General features: G+C 37.0%; 21 protein-coding genes. 9 read left to right on the forward strand and 12 right to left on the reverse strand.

What is annotated here, in order from left to right:
* Window positions 1-22 precede the first annotated feature (22 nt).
* From BLR86_RS18430 to BLR86_RS18445, 4 genes are all read left to right on the forward strand, one after another.
* A complete protein-coding gene (locus BLR86_RS18430) occupies window positions 23-1,678 on the forward strand; it encodes a ribonuclease J (RefSeq protein WP_175492960.1) in 1,656 nt (551 codons plus the stop codon).
* 211 nt (window positions 1,679-1,889) lie between these two features.
* Entirely contained in the window at window positions 1,890-3,017 is a 1,128-nt protein-coding gene (locus tag BLR86_RS18435) for a CAP domain-containing protein (RefSeq protein ID WP_368086799.1), read from the forward strand.
* An 86-nt stretch (window positions 3,018-3,103) separates the two neighbouring features.
* Entirely contained in the window at window positions 3,104-3,298 is a 195-nt protein-coding gene (locus BLR86_RS18440) for an alpha/beta-type small acid-soluble spore protein (RefSeq protein ID WP_045521602.1), read from the forward strand.
* A 112-nt stretch (window positions 3,299-3,410) separates the two neighbouring features.
* Window positions 3,411-3,779, forward strand: coding sequence for an SET domain-containing protein (locus tag BLR86_RS18445; RefSeq protein WP_090764784.1), 369 nt, complete (start codon window positions 3,411-3,413; stop codon window positions 3,777-3,779).
* A gap of 60 nt (window positions 3,780-3,839) precedes the next feature.
* Here the strand turns inward: BLR86_RS18445 and BLR86_RS18450 are convergent, their stop codons facing one another.
* Together BLR86_RS18450 and BLR86_RS18455 are read right to left on the reverse strand one after the other, a co-directional pair.
* Window positions 3,840-4,355 carry a response regulator gene (locus BLR86_RS18450; RefSeq protein WP_090764787.1) on the reverse strand — a complete coding sequence of 172 codons (516 nt, stop codon included), beginning with the start codon at window positions 4,353-4,355 and terminating at the stop codon, window positions 3,840-3,842.
* 43 nt (window positions 4,356-4,398) lie between these two features.
* Window positions 4,399-5,433, reverse strand: a complete 1,035-nt coding sequence (locus tag BLR86_RS18455; protein WP_090764791.1) for a Delta(5) desaturase DesA — start codon at window positions 5,431-5,433, stop codon at window positions 4,399-4,401.
* A gap of 244 nt (window positions 5,434-5,677) precedes the next feature.
* Between BLR86_RS18455 and BLR86_RS18460 the strand changes: the two genes are divergently transcribed.
* Window positions 5,678-6,073 carry a hypothetical protein gene (locus BLR86_RS18460; protein ID WP_090764794.1) on the forward strand — a complete coding sequence of 132 codons (396 nt, stop codon included), beginning with the start codon at window positions 5,678-5,680 and terminating at the stop codon, window positions 6,071-6,073.
* A 193-nt stretch (window positions 6,074-6,266) separates the two neighbouring features.
* The gene (locus tag BLR86_RS18465) at window positions 6,267-7,742 is read left to right on the forward strand and encodes an alanine/glycine:cation symporter family protein (protein ID WP_090764798.1); all 1,476 of its coding nucleotides are present in this window, start codon (window positions 6,267-6,269) and stop codon (window positions 7,740-7,742) included.
* Between the two features lie 143 nt (window positions 7,743-7,885).
* On the opposite strand, the gene BLR86_RS18470 is transcribed toward BLR86_RS18465, so the two are convergent.
* Window positions 7,886-8,803: a ketopantoate reductase family protein gene (locus BLR86_RS18470; RefSeq protein WP_090764801.1), complete on the reverse strand. Its 918-nt coding sequence runs from the start codon at window positions 8,801-8,803 to the stop codon at window positions 7,886-7,888.
* 128 nt (window positions 8,804-8,931) lie between these two features.
* Here BLR86_RS18470 and BLR86_RS18475 point away from each other — a divergent pair, with 128 nt between their 5' ends.
* Window positions 8,932-9,744: a S1C family serine protease gene (locus tag BLR86_RS18475; protein WP_090764804.1), complete on the forward strand. Its 813-nt coding sequence runs from the start codon at window positions 8,932-8,934 to the stop codon at window positions 9,742-9,744.
* A gap of 186 nt (window positions 9,745-9,930) precedes the next feature.
* On the opposite strand, the gene BLR86_RS18480 is transcribed toward BLR86_RS18475, so the two are convergent.
* The 5 genes from BLR86_RS18480 to BLR86_RS18500 form a co-directional block, all read right to left on the reverse strand.
* Window positions 9,931-11,022 carry a hypothetical protein gene (locus BLR86_RS18480; RefSeq protein WP_090764807.1) on the reverse strand — a complete coding sequence of 364 codons (1,092 nt, stop codon included), beginning with the start codon at window positions 11,020-11,022 and terminating at the stop codon, window positions 9,931-9,933.
* A gap of 134 nt (window positions 11,023-11,156) precedes the next feature.
* On the reverse strand, window positions 11,157-12,497 hold the full coding sequence (locus tag BLR86_RS18485; RefSeq protein WP_254782371.1) for a multi antimicrobial extrusion protein MatE: 1,341 nt from the start codon (window positions 12,495-12,497) through the stop codon (window positions 11,157-11,159).
* Window positions 12,498-12,634: 137 nt separating this feature from the next.
* The gene (locus tag BLR86_RS18490) at window positions 12,635-13,114 is read right to left on the reverse strand and encodes an aminodeoxychorismate lyase (RefSeq protein ID WP_175492955.1); all 480 of its coding nucleotides are present in this window, start codon (window positions 13,112-13,114) and stop codon (window positions 12,635-12,637) included.
* A complete protein-coding gene (locus BLR86_RS18495; RefSeq protein WP_090764810.1) occupies window positions 13,104-13,484 on the reverse strand; it encodes a hypothetical protein in 381 nt (126 codons plus the stop codon). The genes BLR86_RS18490 and BLR86_RS18495 overlap by 11 nt, the downstream gene beginning before the upstream one ends.
* A 224-nt stretch (window positions 13,485-13,708) precedes the next feature.
* Window positions 13,709-14,212 (reverse strand): DinB family protein, encoded by a 504-nt coding sequence (locus BLR86_RS18500; RefSeq protein ID WP_090764814.1) that lies wholly within the window; start codon window positions 14,210-14,212, stop codon window positions 13,709-13,711.
* Between the two features lie 161 nt (window positions 14,213-14,373).
* On the opposite strand from BLR86_RS18500, the gene BLR86_RS18505 reads away from it, so the two are divergent.
* Window positions 14,374-14,616, forward strand: a complete 243-nt coding sequence (locus tag BLR86_RS18505) for a hypothetical protein (protein ID WP_090764816.1) — start codon at window positions 14,374-14,376, stop codon at window positions 14,614-14,616.
* Between the two features lie 45 nt (window positions 14,617-14,661).
* Here BLR86_RS18505 and BLR86_RS18510 read toward each other — a convergent pair whose 3' ends face one another.
* The 4 genes from BLR86_RS18510 to BLR86_RS18525 all read right to left on the reverse strand — a co-directional run bounded on the left by BLR86_RS18510 (window position 14,662) and on the right by BLR86_RS18525 (window position 19,827).
* Window positions 14,662-15,414, reverse strand: a complete 753-nt coding sequence (locus tag BLR86_RS18510; RefSeq protein ID WP_090764819.1) for a GNAT family N-acetyltransferase — start codon at window positions 15,412-15,414, stop codon at window positions 14,662-14,664.
* Window positions 15,415-15,444: 30 nt separating this feature from the next.
* Window positions 15,445-17,319, reverse strand: coding sequence for a XylR N-terminal domain-containing protein (locus tag BLR86_RS18515; RefSeq protein WP_090764823.1), 1,875 nt, complete (start codon window positions 17,317-17,319; stop codon window positions 15,445-15,447).
* 191 nt (window positions 17,320-17,510) lie between these two features.
* The gene (locus tag BLR86_RS18520; protein WP_090764826.1) at window positions 17,511-19,019 is read right to left on the reverse strand and encodes a 4-hydroxyphenylacetate 3-hydroxylase family protein; all 1,509 of its coding nucleotides are present in this window, start codon (window positions 19,017-19,019) and stop codon (window positions 17,511-17,513) included.
* A gap of 301 nt (window positions 19,020-19,320) precedes the next feature.
* Complete coding sequence (locus BLR86_RS18525; protein WP_090764829.1) at window positions 19,321-19,827, reverse strand: hypothetical protein; 507 nt, start codon at window positions 19,825-19,827, stop codon at window positions 19,321-19,323.
* Window positions 19,828-20,074: 247 nt separating this feature from the next.
* On the opposite strand from BLR86_RS18525, the gene BLR86_RS18530 reads away from it, so the two are divergent.
* Window positions 20,075-20,902 carry a formate/nitrite transporter family protein gene (locus BLR86_RS18530; protein ID WP_090764832.1) on the forward strand — a complete coding sequence of 276 codons (828 nt, stop codon included), beginning with the start codon at window positions 20,075-20,077 and terminating at the stop codon, window positions 20,900-20,902.
* The last annotated feature ends 1 nt before the right edge of the window (window position 20,903 follow it).

Consider the following 20,903-nt stretch of genomic DNA (forward strand, 5'->3'; position numbering starts at 1 on the left):
AAAAGTGAAAACGAACAAGAAAATGGTGTCCATATTCGCATTAGGCGGCATCAACGAAATTGGTAAGAACATGTACGTAATTGAATACGGCGAAGATATTCTAGTTATTGATTGTGGAGGCAAGTTTCCAGATGAAAGTCTGTTAGGAATAGACTTGATCATCCCTGACGTAACTTACTTAGAGGAAAATCAAAATAGAATTAGAGCATTAATTGTTACTCATGGGCACGAAGATCATATCGGTGGAATTCCTTTCTTCTTAAAGAAAATCAATGTTCCAATCTATGCAACACGTTTCACTTTAGGATTAATCGAATTAAAATTAGAAGAACACCGACTTACAAGGGACACGGAGCTTGTTACCATTACCTCGGATTCCATACTTGAATTTGGGGAAATCGGTGTATCTTTTTTTAAAGTGAGCCATAGTATTCCTGATTGTCTTGGCATTGTTTTTCATACCCTAGAAGGGAAAGTTGTACATACCGGTGACTTCAAATTTGATTTAACACCAGCAAATGGCCAATATTGCGATATTCATAAAATGGCCGAGATAGGCAGACAGGGCGTTATTGCATTAATCTCTGAAAGCACCAATGCGGAGCGGAAAGGAGTCTCTCCATCAGAGTCAATGGTCGCGGAACATTTAGTGGAAGCCTTTAGAAAAGCTGAGGGCAAAATCATTCTCTCCACTTTTGCCTCCAACGTAAATCGTGTTCAGCAGGTCGTAGAGGCTGCCATGAAAACAAATCGAAAACTTTCCCTTCTAGGCAGGAGTATGGTGAATGTGGTAGATGTTGCCCTAGAGCGGGGATATTTAAATGTTCCCGATGGGATGCTGATTAGCGCGCACGAAATTGAGCAATTCCCTCCTGATAAAGTTGTCATCCTATGTACAGGTAGTCAGGGAGAACCAAATGCTGCCCTTGCACGTCTATCTACTGGCAATTATCGTGACGCTACGATTTATCCTGGGGATACCGTAATATTAGCTGCATCACCAATTCCTGGAAATGAAAAGGGGGTTTCTCGGATTATCGACAACCTTTTTCAACTAGGAGCCAAAGTGATATACGGCTCTGGAAGTTCAACTGGTATGCATGTTTCCGGACATGGCTATCAGGAAGACTTAAAACTGATGCTTACATTAATGAAGCCGACCTATTTTATCCCGATTCACGGTGAATATAGGATGTTACATCACCACAGACAATTAGCTGAATCAGTCGGTGTAGAAAAAGGTAATACCTTCATCATAAAAAATGGTGATGTTGTTGATATAGAAAATTCGGTGGCCCGCCAGACGAGAAATATTCCATCTGGTGATACGTATGTAGATGGAATTAGTGTTGGCGATGTTGGAGAAATTGTATTACGTGACCGCAAACAGCTATCTGAAGACGGTATGCTCGTCATCGTGTTAACTATAAGCAAAAGTGATCGAAGGATAATTCAAGGTCCCGACACGATTACCCGTGGATTTGTATATGTAAAGGAATCAGAGGATTTGATAAGAGAAATTAACCGACTGGTTAAGAAAACGATACTTGAGCTTGAAGCAGACAATATTCGTCAGTGGAACGTAATGAAGCAAAATATTAAAAAATCAGTTGGTCAATATTTATTTAAGCATACTAAGCGAAAACCGATGATCCTGCCGATTATCCTTGAAATTTAATAGTGGAAACTGTAAAATGTCAGTCACTAGGGAATGTGTCTGACATTTTACATTTGTTTACGTATATCGGATTTATTTTTCATTCACGCAGATAAAATCGTTTTAACGCTGATATATTTAAAATAACGAAGATATTCCTTGATTTAGACTCAAAATTATTATACATTTATTCGATTTTGACTATACTCCTAATGATAGAAATGGAGGAAAGATGATGTTTCGTTTACTTAGATTAGCTGCATTATTATTTTTACTATATATTTCCTGGCCATTTATTACTAAGCAGTTGGACAATTCCAATATCCATGCTGATTTTGTGTCTTCCTTAAAAGAAAGTCTAGCAGTACCAGAAACCATTAGTATTTTATATGATGATATCCAGCAGCTGTTGACACAGCTTGGCTTTCACCTAGAAGAAATGCCCTTGACGCTAGAAAAACCTGTGGAAAAGCAGCAGGAGAAAGTGGAGTTAACCCCCCCTTCTGAACAAATCTTTTCCGTTCATAATATTGAACTGGGGAATGCCAAAACGGAAATTGAACATAATTTGGGCGCTGCAAAACGGATATCGCTAAATGAATATGGGACAAATTGGCATACGTATCATGAAAGTTATCAAAACTTTTTTATGATTATGTATGATGAAAACAATCAAGCAGCAGGATTGTATACAAACCAAGACCTACTTTCATCTGCGAACGGGATTAAAATTGGCAGCGCAAAAGAAGATGTCCGTTCTATCCTTGGTAAGCCAATCACAAAAATCCAAAAAGGAATGGTCATTTATCAGCTTCAAGAAGATAATGACAATGATTTATTTTTACTAGAAGACACCTATGTGACGATTTTTTATGACAAGCATAAAAACAATACCGTTACTGGTATTCAAATTATTAGCAAATCCTTGGAGGAAAACAAAAAAGATTTTTATACAAACGAAACTCCTGCTTTAAAAGAAGGCTTTGAATATCAAATGTTTGATTTAACCAATGCGGCCCGGGTGAATCATCATCTTCCCATCTTAACATGGGATGATCATGTAAAAGGAACCGCTCGAGAGCACAGTGCAGATATGGCAAAGAAAAATTATTTTGATCACACCAATCAGGAGGGGCAATCACCTTTCGATCGAATGAAAGAGGATAACATCTTATTTCAGCTTGCTGGTGAAAACCTAGCATATGGTCAATTAAGCAGTATTTTTGCCCATGAGGGATTAATGAATTCACTAGGGCATCGGGAGAATATTCTGCGTGGAGATTACGAATTCTTAGGAGTTGGTGTCGCCTTTAATGAAAAATCACAGCCCTACTATACACAAAACTATTACACGAAATAGTGGAACGAATTAGGTCAGAAAATATGGGCAAATTATAGAAGAGCAATTCTTGAGTGCTCAAAAAACTTCGTCGGGAGTGATGTATCATGGCTAGAAACAAACTAGTGGTTCCTGGTGCAGACAATGCTCTGAATCAGATGAAGGAAGAAATCGCTAACGAGTTTGGAGTTCAACTTGGTGCTGATACGACCGCACGAGCAAATGGTTCTGTCGGAGGCGAAATGACCAAACGGCTTGTCGCCTACGCTGAACAATCTTTACGAAATCAGCAAGGTCAATAACCTTCGATTTCTAAAAGGTGTCCCTAGATTTTTGGGACACCTTTTTCTAATGGAAAAACAAATCAACAAAGTCTGCATATTGTAGTAGTAAATTTAAGGCGGTGATACCTATATGTTTGAAGTGAAGAAATCTAAGTATGGCCGAGGAATTTTTGCAACTCGCAGAATAAGGAAAGGCGAGCTAATCCATGAAGCACCTGTAATCATTTCACCTAATGAGGAGTATAAGTATTTGAAGAAAACCATCTTGATTGAGTACGCATTCTGGTGGGGTGAAGATTTGGAAGAATGTGCATTAGCGCTGGGATATGGCTCACTATTTAACCACTCGTATACCCCCAATGCATTATATAAGTTAAATCTAGAAAATCAGACCATCGACATTTTTGCCTATACCGAAATAAAAAAAGGTGAAGAAATTCTAATCAATTACAATGGGGAACCTGATGACGATGAGCCCATGTGGTTCGATGTTTTTTGAGTCAATTCCTTGACATAAAGGACAAAAAAGCACCCAAAATCAATTGGATGCTTTTCTATTTTAGCCTGTAGGTAACTTCATTTTATCGATAATCGATGAAAAATAACTTTTGACGATTCCTGTTTTGTTCTGTTCGAGCTGACTACTAGGCTCTGGCAAACTTTGTTCGTCTGTGGATTCACAGTGATCATCCAAGAGTTCGTTGGAAAATATCCGATTTCCATGCATTATACTACGTATGGAATCGGCTAACACCTCACTGGGATTGTCCTTTAATAAATATCCTTTTACATCTGCATCCCATGCACGTTGATAATATCCTGGTCTAGCAAAAGTTGTAAGTATAATCACTTTACAGTCTGTCAGTTGTATAGCTTCTACGGCTTCTAGTCCACTCTTTCCAGGCATTTCTAGGTCTATAATACATACATCTGGTTGGTATCGGTGCACCATGTTCAGAGCCTCTTCCCCATTGTCTGCCTGACCTACAACTATAATATCATCTTCTAAATTCAGCAGATTACCCATAGCTTCTAAAAGCAGCTTCTGATGCTCTGCGATTACAATTCGAATCATCAAAATTCTCTCCTTATCACGCAGCTGCTGTCATTGGGTAAAGTTACAATTCAGGTTTTGCTTGGACGGAAATGCGTTTTTTCGCTAACTCCTTCACATCTTTAAAACCAACAAAATTCTTGGCGTTCTCATCCCAGAGACGGAAACGAAGTGACTTTAAACTTGTTGCCAGCGAAATCGTTGGTACATTTTGTAATGGAAGCGCCTCATTATGAGCCTTTTCCAATTTATAATTTGGCACCCTTGGGCTTAAATGGTGCACATGGTGGAAACCAATATTACCTGTTAAAAACTGTAAAGGCTTTGGAAGTTTATAAAAAGAACTACCTTCCACTGCTGCTTTTACATATTCCCAGTTAGGGTCTTCTTCAAAGTAAGAATCCTCAAAAGTATGCTGCACATAAAACAACCAAATTCCGCAAGATCCAGAAATCATGAAAATCGTTCCCTGTACGAGTAAAAATGACTGCCAGCCAATTGCCCAGCAAAGCAATGCAATCAATGCAACAATAATAACATTCGTTAAATAGGTGTTCATTTTTTCTTTTTTGCGTGCGTCTTTTCGATTAAAACGATTTTTCAGCAGGAATTGGAAAATTGGACCAAGACCAAACATAACCAATGGATTTCGATAAAAACGATAAGCTAAACGAATTTTAAGCGGTGCTGCCAAGTATTCATCAACCGTTAGCGTCCAAATATCACCTGTACCACGCTTATCCAAGTTACCACTAGTTGCGTGATGAACGGAGTGCTCGTGACCCCATTGATCAAACGGGAACAATGTTAAAACTCCCATTGCTGTCCCAACTGCTCGATTTGCTGTTCTATTTTTAAAAAAAGAATGATGGGTACAATCATGAAAAATGATAAAAATTCGTACTAAAAACCCTGCTGCAGCCACCATTGGAACCAATGCTAACCAATAAGAAATTGACAAACTTTGATAGGCAAGGAACCACAATAGGATAAATGGTCCTACCGAGTTGATAATTTGCCATACACTCTGTTTTGTAGTTGATTTTTCAAAAGGAGCTACTTGTTTTCGTAAATTCTTTGTATTTTGTTGTACTGTCATATTTTTAATTTCCCTTCGGTTTGTGTCGTTAACCCAAGTATAAGGAAATATAATCATTACTGTAAGTACCAGGTGTCATATGCAGGGTATGACAAATGTAATATAAAGGTTGTCTCTTACACCAAAAATGAAATCTATGCTATAATAAAATAATGATGGTTTAACAAACTAAAGAAGTGGTGCATTACAGCATATTATAATGCGACTACCGATTTAGTTATTATAGAACAGTAGGTGCTAATAAATGAAAAATCAAATTGATACTATTTATATTTTAGAAAATCCTGAAAAGAATATTATTAAATTTGCAACTGGGTATCAGCTTAAATATGATGACATCATAAAAGATGTTTTTGGTGTTGCCTGCTTAAATGATTTAGAAATGATGATTCAATTTAACAAACCATTCCAAGACAGCATTTGTACCAATAAAGAAATTAATGTAAATAAAATTTCACTTACTACTATCCTACGAATTGCTTCAAAAACAGAACTCCTTCAATTACGAAATGAATTGTTGGAGGAAGTAGGGAATTTACCTATCCCCCGCCCTTTTGATTCAGTCATAAAGCTTCAAGAAGGAATTTTCCATTGGGATGAAACTAATTCAACGTACATTTCCGAAAAACTTGGTGCCTAAACGCTATATTTTACTCCTAGTAACCCCTAAAGAGGGTTACTTTTTTTTTAAGTCATATTAAAATCGAAATATAAAGAATTAATAGAAAATTCTATTGAAATATCATCTTTGACTAATTTATACTTTTACTATCATCTTGTTTTACAACATTCGGACATACTACCAAATTAATACATATCTAAGGAGGAGTTTTATGGTTGAGCAACTTGTTACTAGCATTAATGATTATTTATGGAGCGCACCACTCATCATCTTTATTTGTGCAGTTGGACTGTACTTTAGTGTGCGGACAAGATTTCTGCAGATTCGTCACGTAAAGGAAATGGTTCGTCTACTATTTTCTGGAAAGAGCTCCAATGAGGGTGTTTCTTCCTTTCAAGCATTGACAATGTCTTTATCAGGCCGTATTGGAGTTGGGAATATCGCCGGGACAGCAACGGGAATTGCCTTCGGAGGGCCAGGAGCTGTATTTTGGATGTGGGTAATCACCTTCATCGGTGCAGCATCTGCGTTTGTTGAGTCTACCCTTGCTCAAATCTATAAAGAAAAGCAAGATGGAGAGTATCGAGGCGGACCTGCCTTCTACATTGAAAAAGGACTTGGGTGGAAATGGTTTGCCGTTATTTTTGCAGTTGCAACCCTGCTCGCAATGGCTGTACTCATGCCAGGTATTCAGGCGAACGCCATTGCAGAGGGTGTTAGCAATGCTTTTGGAATTGAAAGTTCCATTACAGGTATAGTAGTTGTCTTACTTATGGGACTTATTATTTTTGGCGGCGTTAAGCGTATCGCAAGAGTTGCGGAATTTCTCGTGCCTTTCATGGCTGCCGGATATTTACTCATTGCGATAGCGATCATTGCGGTGAATTTCGATAGAATTCCAGAAGTATTTACTTTGATTTTTAAAAGTGCCTTTGGCGCTGAGGGAATGTTCGGTGGTATTCTCGGTTCAACCATTATGTGGGGTGTAAAACGTGGTCTATATGCGAATGAAGCAGGACAAGGAACAGGTGCTCATCCTGCAGCCGCCGCAGAAGTATCACACCCGGCAAAACAAGGACTAGTCCAAGCATTTTCCATTTATCTAGATGTTTTCTTAATCGTTACAGCGACTGCTTTTATGATTTTATTTACAAATTCGTACAATACAGTAAATGAAAAAACTGGGGAAGTTTTAGTTGAGCACCTTAAAGGAGTAGAAAGTGGTCCTGCTTATACTCAAGCAGCCGTTGATACAATTATACCAGGATTCGGATCAGGATTTATTGCGTTGGCTCTATTCTGCTTTGCATTCACGACGATTTTTGCTTATTACTATATCGCAGAAACCAATCTTGCTTTTCTAATTAAAGGCAAACATAGAAAATTAGCTATGACCCTATTAAAATTTATTCTCTTAGGTTCCACTTTCTATGGATCAATAAAGACAGCAGGGACAGCTTGGGCAATGGGTGATATCGGACTTGGAATCATGGTATGGTTAAACTTAATCGCGATTCTATTATTATTCAAACCAGCGAATATTGCATTAAAGGACTATGAAGAGCAATTGAAACAAGGAAAAGACCCTGAATTTAACTCTACTAAATTAGGTATTAAGAATGCAGAATTCTGGGCCAATGGTTATCAAAAAGAAGAAAAAGATGAAAAAAAGCGTGCTGCAAACTAATATTATTTGAATCTCCTAATAGTTTGTTCCTTAGACATGAAGGCTGATATCTACCGATTTTCTTACTTATGACATAGAAAAACTCGAAAAAAGGACACTTTATATCCTCAAGTGTCCTTTATTTGGGTGATAAAGCAACTTTTTTAATACGTACTTTCAATCGCTTTAATTGTATCAAATAATTTTTGATTTACTGGGGTTGGTACTTGATATTTTTCACCCATTTCCAATACTGCACCCGCAAACAATGGGACCTCACTATACCGCCTCGCTTCCAAATCTTGTGCCATAGACGGTTTCCCTTCTGGGCTCAATGTGGCTAATACGCTTAACCAATAATTCAGATCAGCCTCTGTTAGATTGATCCCCTCGTATTCAGATAAGGCAATTACCTCTCTCATCGCAGCAATCATGGTTTCCCTTGCTTCACCTTCACGTTGAACTTCACCGTAATTACTTTTATATACAGCAACCGTTTGATTGACACCGACATTCAGCATAAACTTTCCCCATTGCCTCTTATCCATATTGGTATCGATTTGGTATGGAAAATCCATTTTTTCAAAGAATGCTGCAACACGTTTAACCCTTTCTGAGATAATACCTGGCTTTTGATCCCCAAAGCAAAGCATCCCCATATGATCGTATGTAAGCTTATTACCCACTTTAACAGCGTCCATCCCCTGAGCAACACTATAAAGGATATGCTCTCTGCCGAATGTGTGTCCAATTATCGCTTCACTTGTAATACCATTTAAGGCAGATAAAATGATGGTATTCTCGTCCACATGATTTTTTACTGCTTGTATGGCATCATGCAAGCCTTCATATTTGACTGTAAACAGCAGTAAATCGGCTGGCTCACAAGATTCTTCAGGTATGACATAATGAAAATTACATTTTTCACCATTACAATATACATGATCATTTTTATATTTTTGGATTCGCTTCTCATCCGCAATAATCCTTAGATCCCCATTGGGCAACCTTTTGGATAAATGGTTCCCAAATAAGATTCCTAAGGCACCTAGGCCGATAATCGTAACTTTCTTAATTTCCATTTTCCTATATTTCCTTTCCACTTTTTATATATAAATTTTATCATGAAAGTTCAGTCATTAATAATTATTAGTTTTTTATTTATAATCGATATAATAGATATATAACAATAAGTTAAGAGGGATTGAGAGTGGATAACGAAAATAAAGAACAAAACAATTCGGAAGAAATAGATTGGGAAACTTTTTTTACCGATGAAAATGCCCAGGAATGGGAAAAAGAGAAACAGCAAAAGAAAGTGCGAAAAAAGTTTATTGTCAAAATCGTTAGTTTACTGCTTGTGCTGACGTTAGTAATCAGCGGATTAGAAGTGTGGGTTAATATTTTCAACCTCCCTGCTATTAACTTTGTTAAAGTATCTACTCAATTATCAAAGGAGCCTGACGTAAAAGAATACAAAAATTCGGTGGTGACGATTGAATGGGATGGAATAAAAGGAACAGGATTTACAGTCTCACCAACTGGACTCATTGTTACCAATGAACATGTAGTCAAGCGTACAAATAGAGTCAATGTCCATTTTAATACTGGGAATTCCTATGCTGGAAAGGTGATTGCTAGACATCCGGAACTGGATGTTGCTATTGTTGATATCGACACAGAAAACCTGCCTTTTCTTCCCTTGTCTTTGGAAAAAGAGTGGGAAAAATGGGCAGGCGACAAAATCATTTTTATTGGTAATCCTTTAGCATTTACCCAAATCGCTAATCAAGGGACGATCCTAGGAAAAATGCAGTTGGCTGACTGGGATGTACCGGTGATGATGATTGAAGCTCCCATTTATAAAGGTAACAGCGGCAGCCCAGTTCTGAATAAACAGGGTGAGGTGATAGGTGTCATCTTTGCCACTTTACAAAACCCTGAAATCGAAACAAAAGCAATCGTTGGCGTTGCCATACCCTCTAACTACATTAAGGAAATAGTAGATAACCTGTTAGATTAATACGAATGGCTCCAGATCGATATTCAATTAATTGATTCAGCCCAAGTCATTTTGCGTTGGGATTTGTAAAATGAAATTGGTACCACTTTGGAGCTGACCCAGATACCTTTACTTTACAAAATGAGAAACTTCACCGCTTGGAAAGGTTTCTCATATTTTTAAAATTACTCACTGGATTCAGTTCTTTTATTCTTTACGTCTTTCTAGATACTTTCTTCGTACCATTTCTTCATATATATCTTTAAATAAAGGATCGCTGTTTCTTGACGCAATGACGTCTTGTATATAAGACTCTTTTATCTTATTAAAGGCAGCAAGATTGAAAACATGCTTGTACTTGTCGATAGAACCAAGTATATCCAAGGTCAGCAAGGTTCTTTTACACTTCAGACATCGACCGCAATTCTTGATTTTGAATAGACAAACGTTTAAATAGTTGTAGGAGATGTTAAATTCAGAAACCATTTGTGTTTTTTGCACTCGGCTGAAGTTGCTTCCAGCAGAGTAGAAAGCCACATTTTCGGTTGACAGCAATGGCAGACTAATCGCATCATAAGAAGCGGAATCTTGATTGAACTTTGCATGTAATGTTTGATACCCAGATGAATAGTAATAGACATGGAAAAGCTTTTGAAAGACTAGAAGTGCAGATATATTCCGTAATGTATGAGTTCGAACAAAGCTCATCTTAAGCAGTTCATTAATATTACTATCTACAACAATTAATTCTTTCCCTAATTCAGCAGCGCAAGCCTTAGCCCATGCTACCCTTTCTTGAAAAATCTTTTCCTGCCACTGTTTACTGCCCATCATTTGGTTGGACCCAGTATTGAAAAATGTGAAATGGGTGATCTGGAAATGTTCGGGTACGGACTTACCTTGATGTTCATAGACCGTGCACAGGGAATCGATTCCACAGGATAGCCCTGTACCTACACCCCCTTCATTCGGCAAAGGCGTTGAAATCAGGTTATCACATTGTACCTGTATTGGTTTGTATTTATATATTTGGGCAATTAAGGGGATTATATGATGATTTAACCCATAAAAAAGTCTTTCCGATAGGGGCCCCTTGACCATAATATTTTGACCCTTTTTCAGGCCAAGCCACAACAGACCCACTAAAAAAGCATCAATCCGCTCCGTGGTCATATATTGTCCGAATTTTTCATTGGTTTCATACCAAAGCACATTACTTATTCCTGCTATTTCAAATTTTGCTTGAAGGCGTACTTTTCCGTTGAAGTTAACTATTTCAGGTTGGTATATAGTAATCATGTACGTTCACCACCGGTAATTAATTGCTACTATACTATGAAGTTTCAAAAATGTTTGCAAGGGACAAACTCATTAGAAAAACAAAATAAAAAGCTATCGAATATTCTCGACAGCATTTGTTCAATTTCACGGAGTTATTTCTCATTTTTTGTTAAAGCTTTTATTCCCACAAAGAGGGATTGACCTTTTGTACGTTCTATCGCATGGACATAGATGCTTACAACCATTAACTCGGCTAAAAATCCAAGCGAAGTTCCTATTGCACCAATGACACCATTCCATTGAGCAGCAAAATTCACACCAATGATTAACGCAATTAAAGTAACAACGAGTTTAGCCGATTGGGAAATGATTGTTACTTTCGTTCGTTTAAACACCATTAACAGCCCGTTAAAGTAATCTACAAATGGAAATACAAGAGCCATTAACAAGGTAGCTTTAAGCACGTGCAAACTTGCATCCAATAGTCTTCCATTTACCCCCATAACATACTCCAAAAAAAATCCTCCAAGCGGGGTATAAGATAAAATAGCCACCAGTATACATGGTAAAAAACCTGTCAGGAGTAAAAACTTCTTTACAAGTATGTTGTGCTCACCATAAAAATTAATAACAATTTGGTGGATATACGAGAAAAAACTTAGGATCAATTGAGTCAAACTCGTGGCTATGGCAAAGCTTGCAATAGCAAGTTCAATATCAGCTGTTTTACCTAAAGAGACATTGATGGCAGGACCAATCATAACCACGATTAGCGAAGAATACATAAGCGGACTGTAAAATTTGAAAATCGCTCGCTTCGACTTTATTTCCTGTTCATGCTTTTCAGGCATTTTTCGAACTAATTTCCTTGCTTCAATAAAGCTAATCAAGCATTCAACGATCATACCTGCCAAAAAAATGATTGCCCCCGTCTTTCCTGAAATATTACCACTGTAAATAAAAAAGATGGATAATAAATACATGACAGCGAGCCTAATTCCCATTCCAATGGTTAACCATTTCGTTTGTCGATTATAAATAATGATACCCTGTGTTAAACATCTTAGTGAAGAAAAGATGGTAACAAAAATAAGGACCTGGTAAATTTCTTTTATATCATCAACCATAGTAGCGTTAGCACCGAAGACCTTTGCAAAAATAAAATCTCCTACTGGTGTAAAGGCAACTGAAATGGCAGCCAACATTAAGCATCCTATTAGATATAGTGCAAACTTGGACATTAATTTATAAGAATCTCTATCCCTTACTAAAGAAGAACATGTTTGACGAAGTAACACACCCAACCTTTCCGTAATGCCAAACAAACTAATCGCAATTGTATAACTTGCAAGGATAAATTCAGAATTTTCGGCTCTAACTAAAGTACTGTTAATGATGATATGGGATATTGTAACAAGACTAGCAGATAATCCTAAAGGAATAAAGAAAATGAACAAGGATTTCATCCCGATCATTTCTTCCGTTCTATTCATTCTCTTCAACTCCTTTTACCTAGAATATCTTCCTAATTTATTTCGGTTCTCAAAATTTATTCCAATTCATGAAAACTCCTTTGGTTTTTATCGGAAGAAAGCCGGACTCATAAGAGACCGGCTTTTTAACATTTTACTTAATTCGTAAAAATGGTACCAATGATTTGATCGTATGACATTCCACTATCGACTACAAAGGAACCTGGGCGCAAAGCGTTTTGTAGCCCTCTTCTTTCGATATCCATTGTAAAAGCAAAAGCATCATCTGGTATTAATTGTGCTTGAATTAACACATTCGCGACATCAACACTAGTCATACCATTCGCAACATTGACTACTACTTGGGTTACGGATTTTTCTTTTTCTTCAGTCTCAATTGGTGTCGTTTCAGAGCTCTTTGCTGCTTGCAACGTTTTTTCTAGTTCATCTTTCGTTTGAACGACAAAACCTTCGACTTCGAGCTTTTCCTTCATTTGAGCACTCGTAAGCTGACCTTTTTCGGAAGATTTTGCTGATACTTTCTGTGCAGCACTATCATCGGAAAAGTAAACAATTCCACAAATCGTGGTAGAAATAAGAATTCCTGCTGCAAAGCTGCTCAATAAGTTAATTCGCATTGGCAACTAATCCCCCTTCATCCTTTATTTTCAGAAAAGGTGTTAGCAGCTGTTCAATTTCAGTTTCTGGGACTTCTTTTTTCGCAGCGATGCTTTCAATCGAGTAATTACGTCTATATAAGTCTATTACTTCACGCATAAAAAGCTTTTCATCTGCAGAAAGTTGAATTCCTGCTTCTTTTATTACCACTTCTATATCAAGCTCGATATCTCGGATTGAGTCATGAATGCTATTGATTTCTTTCATCATTGATACATGTACTAAATCAATTTGTTTTTTCTCAACTTTTGAATCACGATATGTCTTAACGATTGAAAATACTAACAATAGTGCGGAAAGCAGAAACAATCCGAATAAAGTCCATTCCATCAAAATACTACCTCCTTCTTTTTAAAAGAACAACACAATAATCTATTATACATCCAAAATCGTTACTTTTCGATTTGATTTTAAAAAATACATCAAAAGTCCGAGAGATTTGTAAAATTGCGGAGAAAAAGGAATTCATTAGATATATTCATTAAATTAGACTAAAGCCATAAAAAAAGCACCCTGAATATGGGCGCTTACCATTAACCGTGATTTTGTAATTCTTATATAGCCGGGGCTTCCATCCCCATTTGGCTCCATTCTTCTCTCGATGGTCCATAGATGCCTGGAACCCTCAATCCGGCTTGACGCATAAGCACCGTCATTTGACCACGATGATGAACAATATGCTTAATGAGCATATTAAGAGTTACAGACTTTTGCATTTCCATCCCAAATACATTTTTCATTTCACTTAATGTCTGATCTGTCCATTGTTTTTCAACAGCCTCACTCGTGTTAGCACTAACACTACGGAATGTTTCAGCAATTTCCCTAGCTGAAGCAGGAATGGTGCTTTCGTCTTTTACTGCATCAACAGTAACGCCAAATTCAATCAGCATTCCAGGTGTACTGGATACAATATGCCAAGCTATGGCTCCTAACGTACGGTCATCCGCTGAAACCTTTTGTTGAAGCGACTCATCCGTCAAAGCATCCAATACCTTTTGGGTTGAGGCTGCTTCTTGATTCCATTCATTGATAAAATGTGAGATAGAAGTGTACATTTATTTTCCTCCATTACTAATTTAATCATTACAATATATACTATATCATTTCTGCCTATAATTCAAAAATTCCCCATCTCTTTTTATCATTTATACGACTAAAAAAAAATGTACCGTGCATAGTAAAAATATTGCCACTAAAATCATGCGAGGAGAATAGTATGAAACCCAAATGGAAAATTGCTGTTTTGTCTGTTTTACTTTCAATAGGTCTATTAACAGCATGCAACGTTGATAAAAGAGATTCTCTCAATCAAGAGAATGAAGTGAATTTTCGCCCTATTGACTATCAACCAAAAATGAACAGAAATGAGAGTAATAATGATTATAAAAATCAGGATAACAGACGTTTCCTACACGATGAAAGCCCTACATTAACAGATGATCAAGCAACCAACAAATAAGACTTTCCAAGAAGGACTGGAAAAAAATCCAATCCTTCTTTTTTATCACTCATCAACTACTTGGCAGTAGTATTGATAACTATGGTATTGATAGTTCTGCCGCTTATACATTTCTTTTGGTGTGTCCTGACCATCTGCTACTAAAATAATGGTTTTATCATGAAACGTATCCATAACAAATTTTTGCAGCCTGCTTCCGATTCCTTTTTTTTGAAAGTCTTCATCCACTCCTAAATTATCAATTTCAGCTGTATTTTCCGATATAATTATCTCTACTGCTCCCGCTGGTATCCCTTTATAAAAAGCCAGCAACTGCATAAAATTGGGAGCTTTAAAAATCCGTTTATTCAGATCCACCTTTTGATCAGCAAAATTACTTCCAAACACAATATCCTGCTGGTACTGCAGATCGAGGAAAACTTCAAGATTTTTTTCTGATACAACTTGAATTTCAATGTCCGGATCGTCACAAACATCTGGAAATTGATTTGGCTGAATGGCATAAAGTTCGAGAAAACCAATGTCGTATTCAGCTTGATTTAAATATTCTACTAACCCAGCTGGGATATTTTTATCTACAGGAAATTTGAACTTCACATGTTTTTGACCATTTTTTTGATGGTAATCTCTTAAATATCTTTCTGCTTCTTTAAATTCAACCAATGACGGAAAAGTTTTAAACTCAATAAAATTACTATCGTATCTCGATAACATTTCTGGAAAGTGATAGTGCTTGTAAAGGTTATTTTCGGCCACTACCTGACCATGGATAAAAATATCTTCATATGTAATCTGCATTGATGAATTCTCCTTCTTTATCGACATGTACTAGTATTCTTTATCTATTATTTTAAGGGCTTTGAGTGCTAATAGCATCTGAAATTGCACTTGTGGGTCCCTTAAATCATTACGACCAAGTAGGTCCATTATTTTATTCAGTCTATATCGGAGTCCGCTAACAGACAGCGCTAAATGTTCAGCGGTCAACTCTAAATTCCCGCCATTAACGAGAAATTTATATAATGTTTCGATGAGTTCCTTTTTATTACGATTTATGTTTTCATATAACTTTCCAAGTGTAGATGTAATGATTTTGCGAACTGCATTTTCATTTTGCTGATTAATTAAAACACCGATCATCCCTAAATCATTAAAGGTAGTAATAGGCTCTTCCCTAGTTGAAAGTCTTACAGCCGACTGCGCTTCTACAAGTGCGGCGCCCGCCTCTGCAATGTTCCTGCTCATTGCACTTAATCCAGCTAAAAATAGCACATGTTTTACTTTCTTTTTAAGATAGTTTACTAATGAATGAAGGATGTGCTCAATAGATTGACCTTCCAATTGGTTTTCAGGGATGAGCAATAACAAGGTATCTGGTCGCTGACTTATTAATATATTAATATTTTTTTCCGTAAAAAACCCGGCCACACCCTCATACGGACTTATTTGATCGATTAAAGCCTTCTCTTCACAGCCCTCTTGATAGGAATACGTAAGGTTTACCACATGGTAATCACCAGATAAATTCAACTGAATATAGCCCGCTTTTTTTCCAATTTCTTGTTCTGACGGATACTTACCACTAACAATTTCCTCAAGAAAATCTCCCTTAATCCGTTGCATGGATTTAAGCTTTGTTTTTTCATTATATATTAACACAGAACAAATAGATGACACTCGTCCGATGATCATAGAATCTATTTCAAAGGTTTTGATTTCTTTATTCATATATAAAAAGGAACAATACCCAATAACTTTCTCTTCTAAAAAAATAGGTGTAACAAGTCTATGTCCATGTTCAAAAGGGACAACCGTAACCTTATCGATTCGATGATTCCTATTTTTCAAATATACCTTAAAACTCTTTTTTATAGGTTCATAGTTTTCCGTCGAAATTCCCTTTTTGTCTATTTCCTGAAAATATACATCCTCAACTATTACTGGAATCTCTATTCTCCGATTGACAATATCTAAAATGGAACCAATCGTATTTCCTTTAATAATCTCATCTGTCAATTCTTTATGTATGGCTGTCACCATTGCTAGGTTATTTTTCTCAATTAAAAGCTTTTCGTTCGCTTGTTCAAGTTCCTTTAGTATCGGCAGTTCCTTGCTATATAAAAGAAGCTCATCTGCATCCTCCTTCCATTCGGAAAGCAGGCGGCCTTCCCAGATACAACAATGATCACCAGCACCCACACATTGGTGCTCCTTAAAGAAAACTTCTTCTCCAACTAAACGTGAAACATACCCACTTGCATATCCAGTTAGCGTATAACAAACAGGGGTAGTTGATAAGCCGAAATTACGAATATGCTGTTCCGCTTCATTGGAATCTTCCCAAACCCATTTGATTCTTAGCGTTTTAACTTTTCCATTTTCCATTTCAAGATCATGGGAGCTAACGCGTGCGCGTACATGTCCTTTGGCAGTATGATAATAGGGACCTTTAAGTATCTTTTCTAATAGGGTCAAAGATTGATCCATAATAATATCTTGTGCATCTTCCTCTCCTAATTGCCAGCCATATTTGAAGAAAAATGCTTTCATCCGATTAATCCCAATATTATTTATTAAATCTCGCTGTAATATCCCAAATGCACTTGTTTGTATCAAAACTGACCGATTATTGTTTACATATAGAAGGTCATCAATTTTTGATATATGCAGCTGTTCATTGAGTGAAAGAAATTGATTTGCCATTATCTATCACCTTCATAGCTTATTTTTAAATATTAGTAGTTTCCCAGAGAATTGTAACCCCTATCATTATAACTGAATTTTCTATCAAATGACATAAAATAGTAAAAGGTGTTCCCTTATTTGGAGAACACCCCTCAACATAAATTATTTCAAGGCAATACAGATATTTTTCGCTTCATTATTTAAGTAGCTTACTGTCCAACCGGCTCTCTTGAAACATCTTTCCACGTACTATTGGTCCAGCCATGTATGTCATAATCATTTAGGGCTGACTCAACAAAGGCCCTTTGACGATCTGCTGCACCAGTTGCTTCAAAATGGAACAATGCCTCCATATTGATATTTTCGTGATTTCCTCCATAATTGACTTCATATAGCTCATGGCGGCCGCCAAATTCAGTACCAATCGTATCCCAAACCATTTTCAATAATTTGACTCTTTCTTCTGCATTAATTCCAGTACCTCTGTAATACTGATCTAAATAAGGCTTAATTTCGGGATTTAGGAAATCCTTTGAACTTGATGGTAATTGTATGAGACCTCCAGCAACAACCTGTTCAAAGATGTTTTTGACTTTAACCCATGCCAGTGGTGCCAATGCACGATAGGCTGCACTTGAGTAACCATTCGGAATGACCAATCCATTTGGACCAGGATCTGGAGCAGATGCCATTGCAGTGGAAAGTCCCCAGAACATATTTCTTAGCGCCACAACTTCACCAATTTTCGCCTGAACCCCTCTGAAGTTTTTCGTTCCCGCTCCTTCAGTAGCTTTTAATAATAATCCAGTCATAAAGTCTAGTTTAACGGCAAAACGAGTGCAGCCATGGAAGGTGTATCGAGGGATAAACCCACTTGCCGGTGCAAATCCATTGGAGATTTCAACGTTTTTATAGCACAAGACATTTTCCCACGGGATAAACACGTTATCCAAAACAATCACAGCATCGTTTTCATCAAAACGGCTGGATAATGGATAATCAAACGGCGTTCCGTTGGTTGCTGCTTGTAACTCGTAAGATTGGCGACTAATCATCTTTAATCCTGGTGCATTCATTGGCACAAAGAAAATCAATGCATGACTTTTGTCGCCATCTCCTAAATCCATTGGTCCGTAATTGGCAACAAAGTTGAAATTCGTCATCGCAGCAGCTGTACCAACCATTTTGGCACCGCTTACAATTATACCATCGTCTTTTTCGGCAACAGCACGTACGAAAACATTTTTATTTTCATGCAATGGTTTGGAGCGATCTACTTGTGGATTAATAATGGTGTGGTTGACGAATGGAACATCTTTAGATGCTTTTCTGTACCATGCTTTTGCATTATCCTCAAATCCCTCATAGTAATGTGCAAAAGCATTAAGATGTCCAATGAAGGAAGCCTTATAATCAGGTGTTCTGCCCATAAACCCAAAGCTTAGTTTGGCCCACTCTGCAATTGCGTCCCTTGCTTCTAGCAGGTCTTGGGGGCTGGTAGGAGTTTTAAAGAATTTATGCGTTTGGTCACCAAATTCGTTTGTAGTGGTTAAAATCTTACTCTTTTCCGGATCATGCAAGGCGTCATACATTCTCGCATACGACCGAGCAGAATTTCGATAGGCAGGATGAGTGGTGACATCATCAATTTTCTCACCATTAAGATAGACTACCCTTCCGTCCCTAAGACTTTCTAAATACTCTTTACCTGTGTACATCTAATCACTCCATTTCTTACTAGCTTTTTCACTACTTCTTAATAGTAAATAATCAGAAAATTGTATACAACAGCAGGGGTATTTGGTCTTTTTTCTAAACACTGTAGGTTTCTGCTAGTTTATTGCTCATTGTTTATATACTGACAAATAGGGAAATACAGAATAATCTATTTATACCAAGGCTTGCACTAATGATTTAATCATTTGATTAGTTAGGAGGGATTTGTTGTCCAAAGACTGTAAAAGTGAAGAAATGGATTAAAAAAAAGGATGTCCGATGCAGACATCCTTTGTTAAGCTATTAAATTTCTTTAATTTCTTTCTTCCATTGTTCATAAATCATTTCACTGAATAGTTGATTCAATTCTTTCTTTTTTTGCTTTTTTAACCATTCGACCTGATCGATTGGCAGTGTTAATTTTAAACTAATCGGTTCAACAGGCATTTCTACTTTTCTAATTTCCTCTAATGTAATACCCTCTTCTACATTTGGAAACCATGAACTATTTTCATTTACTTTATCCAAATCATCATACTCGTCAATGTCGACCACGTCACAGAATAAATTAAGCTGTGGTAATCCGCCTTGCAGTGTTTGAAGATGCATAATCGAATCGATCATTCTACCATCTTCTAACTCTACCTCGATAATTAGAGTTTGCTCTTGTTTATATTTTTTCACTGTAATCTCGCTGACTATTAGGTCTAGTTCTAATGTATATCCAGCACTTGATTCAAAAATATAAATCACGCTATTAAATATATAAATATTTTCACCATCAACTTTTACCGATTTTACAACAGCCATAAACCATTCCTCCAAAAAAGCAGTGACCATAAGAATCTAATTTAATAGGAGTATTATACCATAATCGCTGTATCTTTCTCCTATTAAATAAGTATCTAAACCTGCTCTAGTAAGGTAAAAATTTAGAAGCGCATAATTAATAAAGTTAAAGAATTGTTCACAGCTTATTTGTGTTGAATGCGTTAAAATAATGTCAAGTCAACATGTGACAAACTTCACAATTTTGAAGGTAGAGAGGAAACGTGTTATGTCATTACTCACACCAGATAAAATACTAGAAATTTCAATAAAAAACGGCGTCAAAAAGACTAGTTACCCGATATTAACAACCCTGATTTTAGGATTCCAGGCAGGTGCCTATATATCACTTGGATTCCTCCTATATATTCGCGTCACCGCACCATTATCTGAAGGGTTATCAGGGTTAAGTGCTATTTTAGGTGCTTCTGTATTCCCCATTGGACTGATTCTTACCTTAATAGCAGGCGGGGAGCTTCTAACTGGTAATATGATGGTGGTTCCGTTAGCCAGGTTTGCAGCCAAAATTACTACAAAGCAGGTCATTCAAAACTGGTTTCTCATCACAGTAAGTAATTTTTTTGGTGCAATTTTCGTTGCATACTTTTTCGGACATATTGTTGGGTTAACGGAAACGGGTGCTTACTTGGAAAGCACGGTTCATATAGCTCAACATAAAATAGGTGCAACCTTTCTTCAAGCCTTTGTTTCTGGGATTGGGTGCAACTGGCTTGTCGCAGCAGCAGTTTGGTTATCTTATGGAAGCAATGATATGATTGGAAAAATTGCAGGAATTTGGTTTCCAACAATGGCCTTTGTTGCGATTGGATTTCAACACGTTGTTGCCAATATGTTTGTGATACCGGCAGCGATCTTTGCAGGACACTTTACATGGCTGGACTATGTAGGTAATTTTATTCCAGTCTTTTTAGGCAATGCGGTTGGCGGCGCACTCTTTATTGGCATGGCATATTGGTTTGCTTACAAAAAGAATGAATACGCCGTAATAGAAGGAACGAAAAAGCCAGGAGCGTTTGATAAAAAAATTGGATTATAAG

This window comes from Bacillus sp. OK048 (assembly GCF_900103525.1).
Taxonomy (GTDB): domain Bacteria; phylum Bacillota; class Bacilli; order Bacillales; family Cytobacillaceae; genus Neobacillus.

What these genes read in the sequence shown, in the direction of transcription:
- BLR86_RS18470 (WP_090764801.1), bottom strand. Translation starts at nt 8,803, where the DNA reads ATGGAAATTAAGAAAGTTACGATTATCGGCCTAGGTGCCTTAGGAATC.
- BLR86_RS18450 (WP_090764787.1), bottom strand. Translation starts at nt 4,355, where the DNA reads ATGATTCGAATTGTAATCGCAGAGCATCAGAAGCTGCTTTTAGAAGCT.
- BLR86_RS18510 (WP_090764819.1), bottom strand. Translation starts at nt 15,414, where the DNA reads ATGCAGATTACATATGAAGATATTTTTATCCATGGTCAGGTAGTGGCC.
- BLR86_RS18500 (WP_090764814.1), bottom strand. Translation starts at nt 14,212, where the DNA reads ATGTACACTTCTATCTCACATTTTATCAATGAATGGAATCAAGAAGCA.
- BLR86_RS18480 (WP_090764807.1), bottom strand. Translation starts at nt 11,022, where the DNA reads ATGATTACTATATACCAACCTGAAATAGTTAACTTCAACGGAAAAGTA.
- BLR86_RS18530 (WP_090764832.1), top strand. Translation starts at nt 20,075, where the DNA reads ATGTCATTACTCACACCAGATAAAATACTAGAAATTTCAATAAAAAAC.
- BLR86_RS18515 (WP_090764823.1), bottom strand. Translation starts at nt 17,319, where the DNA reads ATGGCAAATCAATTTCTTTCACTCAATGAACAGCTGCATATATCAAAA.
- BLR86_RS18455 (WP_090764791.1), bottom strand. Translation starts at nt 5,433, where the DNA reads ATGACAGTACAACAAAATACAAAGAATTTACGAAAACAAGTAGCTCCT.
- BLR86_RS18435 (WP_368086799.1), top strand. Translation starts at nt 1,890, where the DNA reads ATGATGTTTCGTTTACTTAGATTAGCTGCATTATTATTTTTACTATAT.
- BLR86_RS18490 (WP_175492955.1), bottom strand. Translation starts at nt 13,114, where the DNA reads ATGCGAATTAACTTATTGAGCAGCTTTGCAGCAGGAATTCTTATTTCT.
- BLR86_RS18525 (WP_090764829.1), bottom strand. Translation starts at nt 19,827, where the DNA reads ATGGCTGTTGTAAAATCGGTAAAAGTTGATGGTGAAAATATTTATATA.
- BLR86_RS18445 (WP_090764784.1), top strand. Translation starts at nt 3,411, where the DNA reads ATGTTTGAAGTGAAGAAATCTAAGTATGGCCGAGGAATTTTTGCAACT.
- BLR86_RS18505 (WP_090764816.1), top strand. Translation starts at nt 14,374, where the DNA reads ATGAAACCCAAATGGAAAATTGCTGTTTTGTCTGTTTTACTTTCAATA.
- BLR86_RS18495 (WP_090764810.1), bottom strand. Translation starts at nt 13,484, where the DNA reads ATGGAATGGACTTTATTCGGATTGTTTCTGCTTTCCGCACTATTGTTA.
- BLR86_RS18430 (WP_175492960.1), top strand. Translation starts at nt 23, where the DNA reads ATGGTGTCCATATTCGCATTAGGCGGCATCAACGAAATTGGTAAGAAC.
- BLR86_RS18465 (WP_090764798.1), top strand. Translation starts at nt 6,267, where the DNA reads ATGGTTGAGCAACTTGTTACTAGCATTAATGATTATTTATGGAGCGCA.
- BLR86_RS18440 (WP_045521602.1), top strand. Translation starts at nt 3,104, where the DNA reads ATGGCTAGAAACAAACTAGTGGTTCCTGGTGCAGACAATGCTCTGAAT.
- BLR86_RS18520 (WP_090764826.1), bottom strand. Translation starts at nt 19,019, where the DNA reads ATGTACACAGGTAAAGAGTATTTAGAAAGTCTTAGGGACGGAAGGGTA.
- BLR86_RS18485 (WP_254782371.1), bottom strand. Translation starts at nt 12,497, where the DNA reads ATGAATAGAACGGAAGAAATGATCGGGATGAAATCCTTGTTCATTTTC.
- BLR86_RS18460 (WP_090764794.1), top strand. Translation starts at nt 5,678, where the DNA reads ATGAAAAATCAAATTGATACTATTTATATTTTAGAAAATCCTGAAAAG.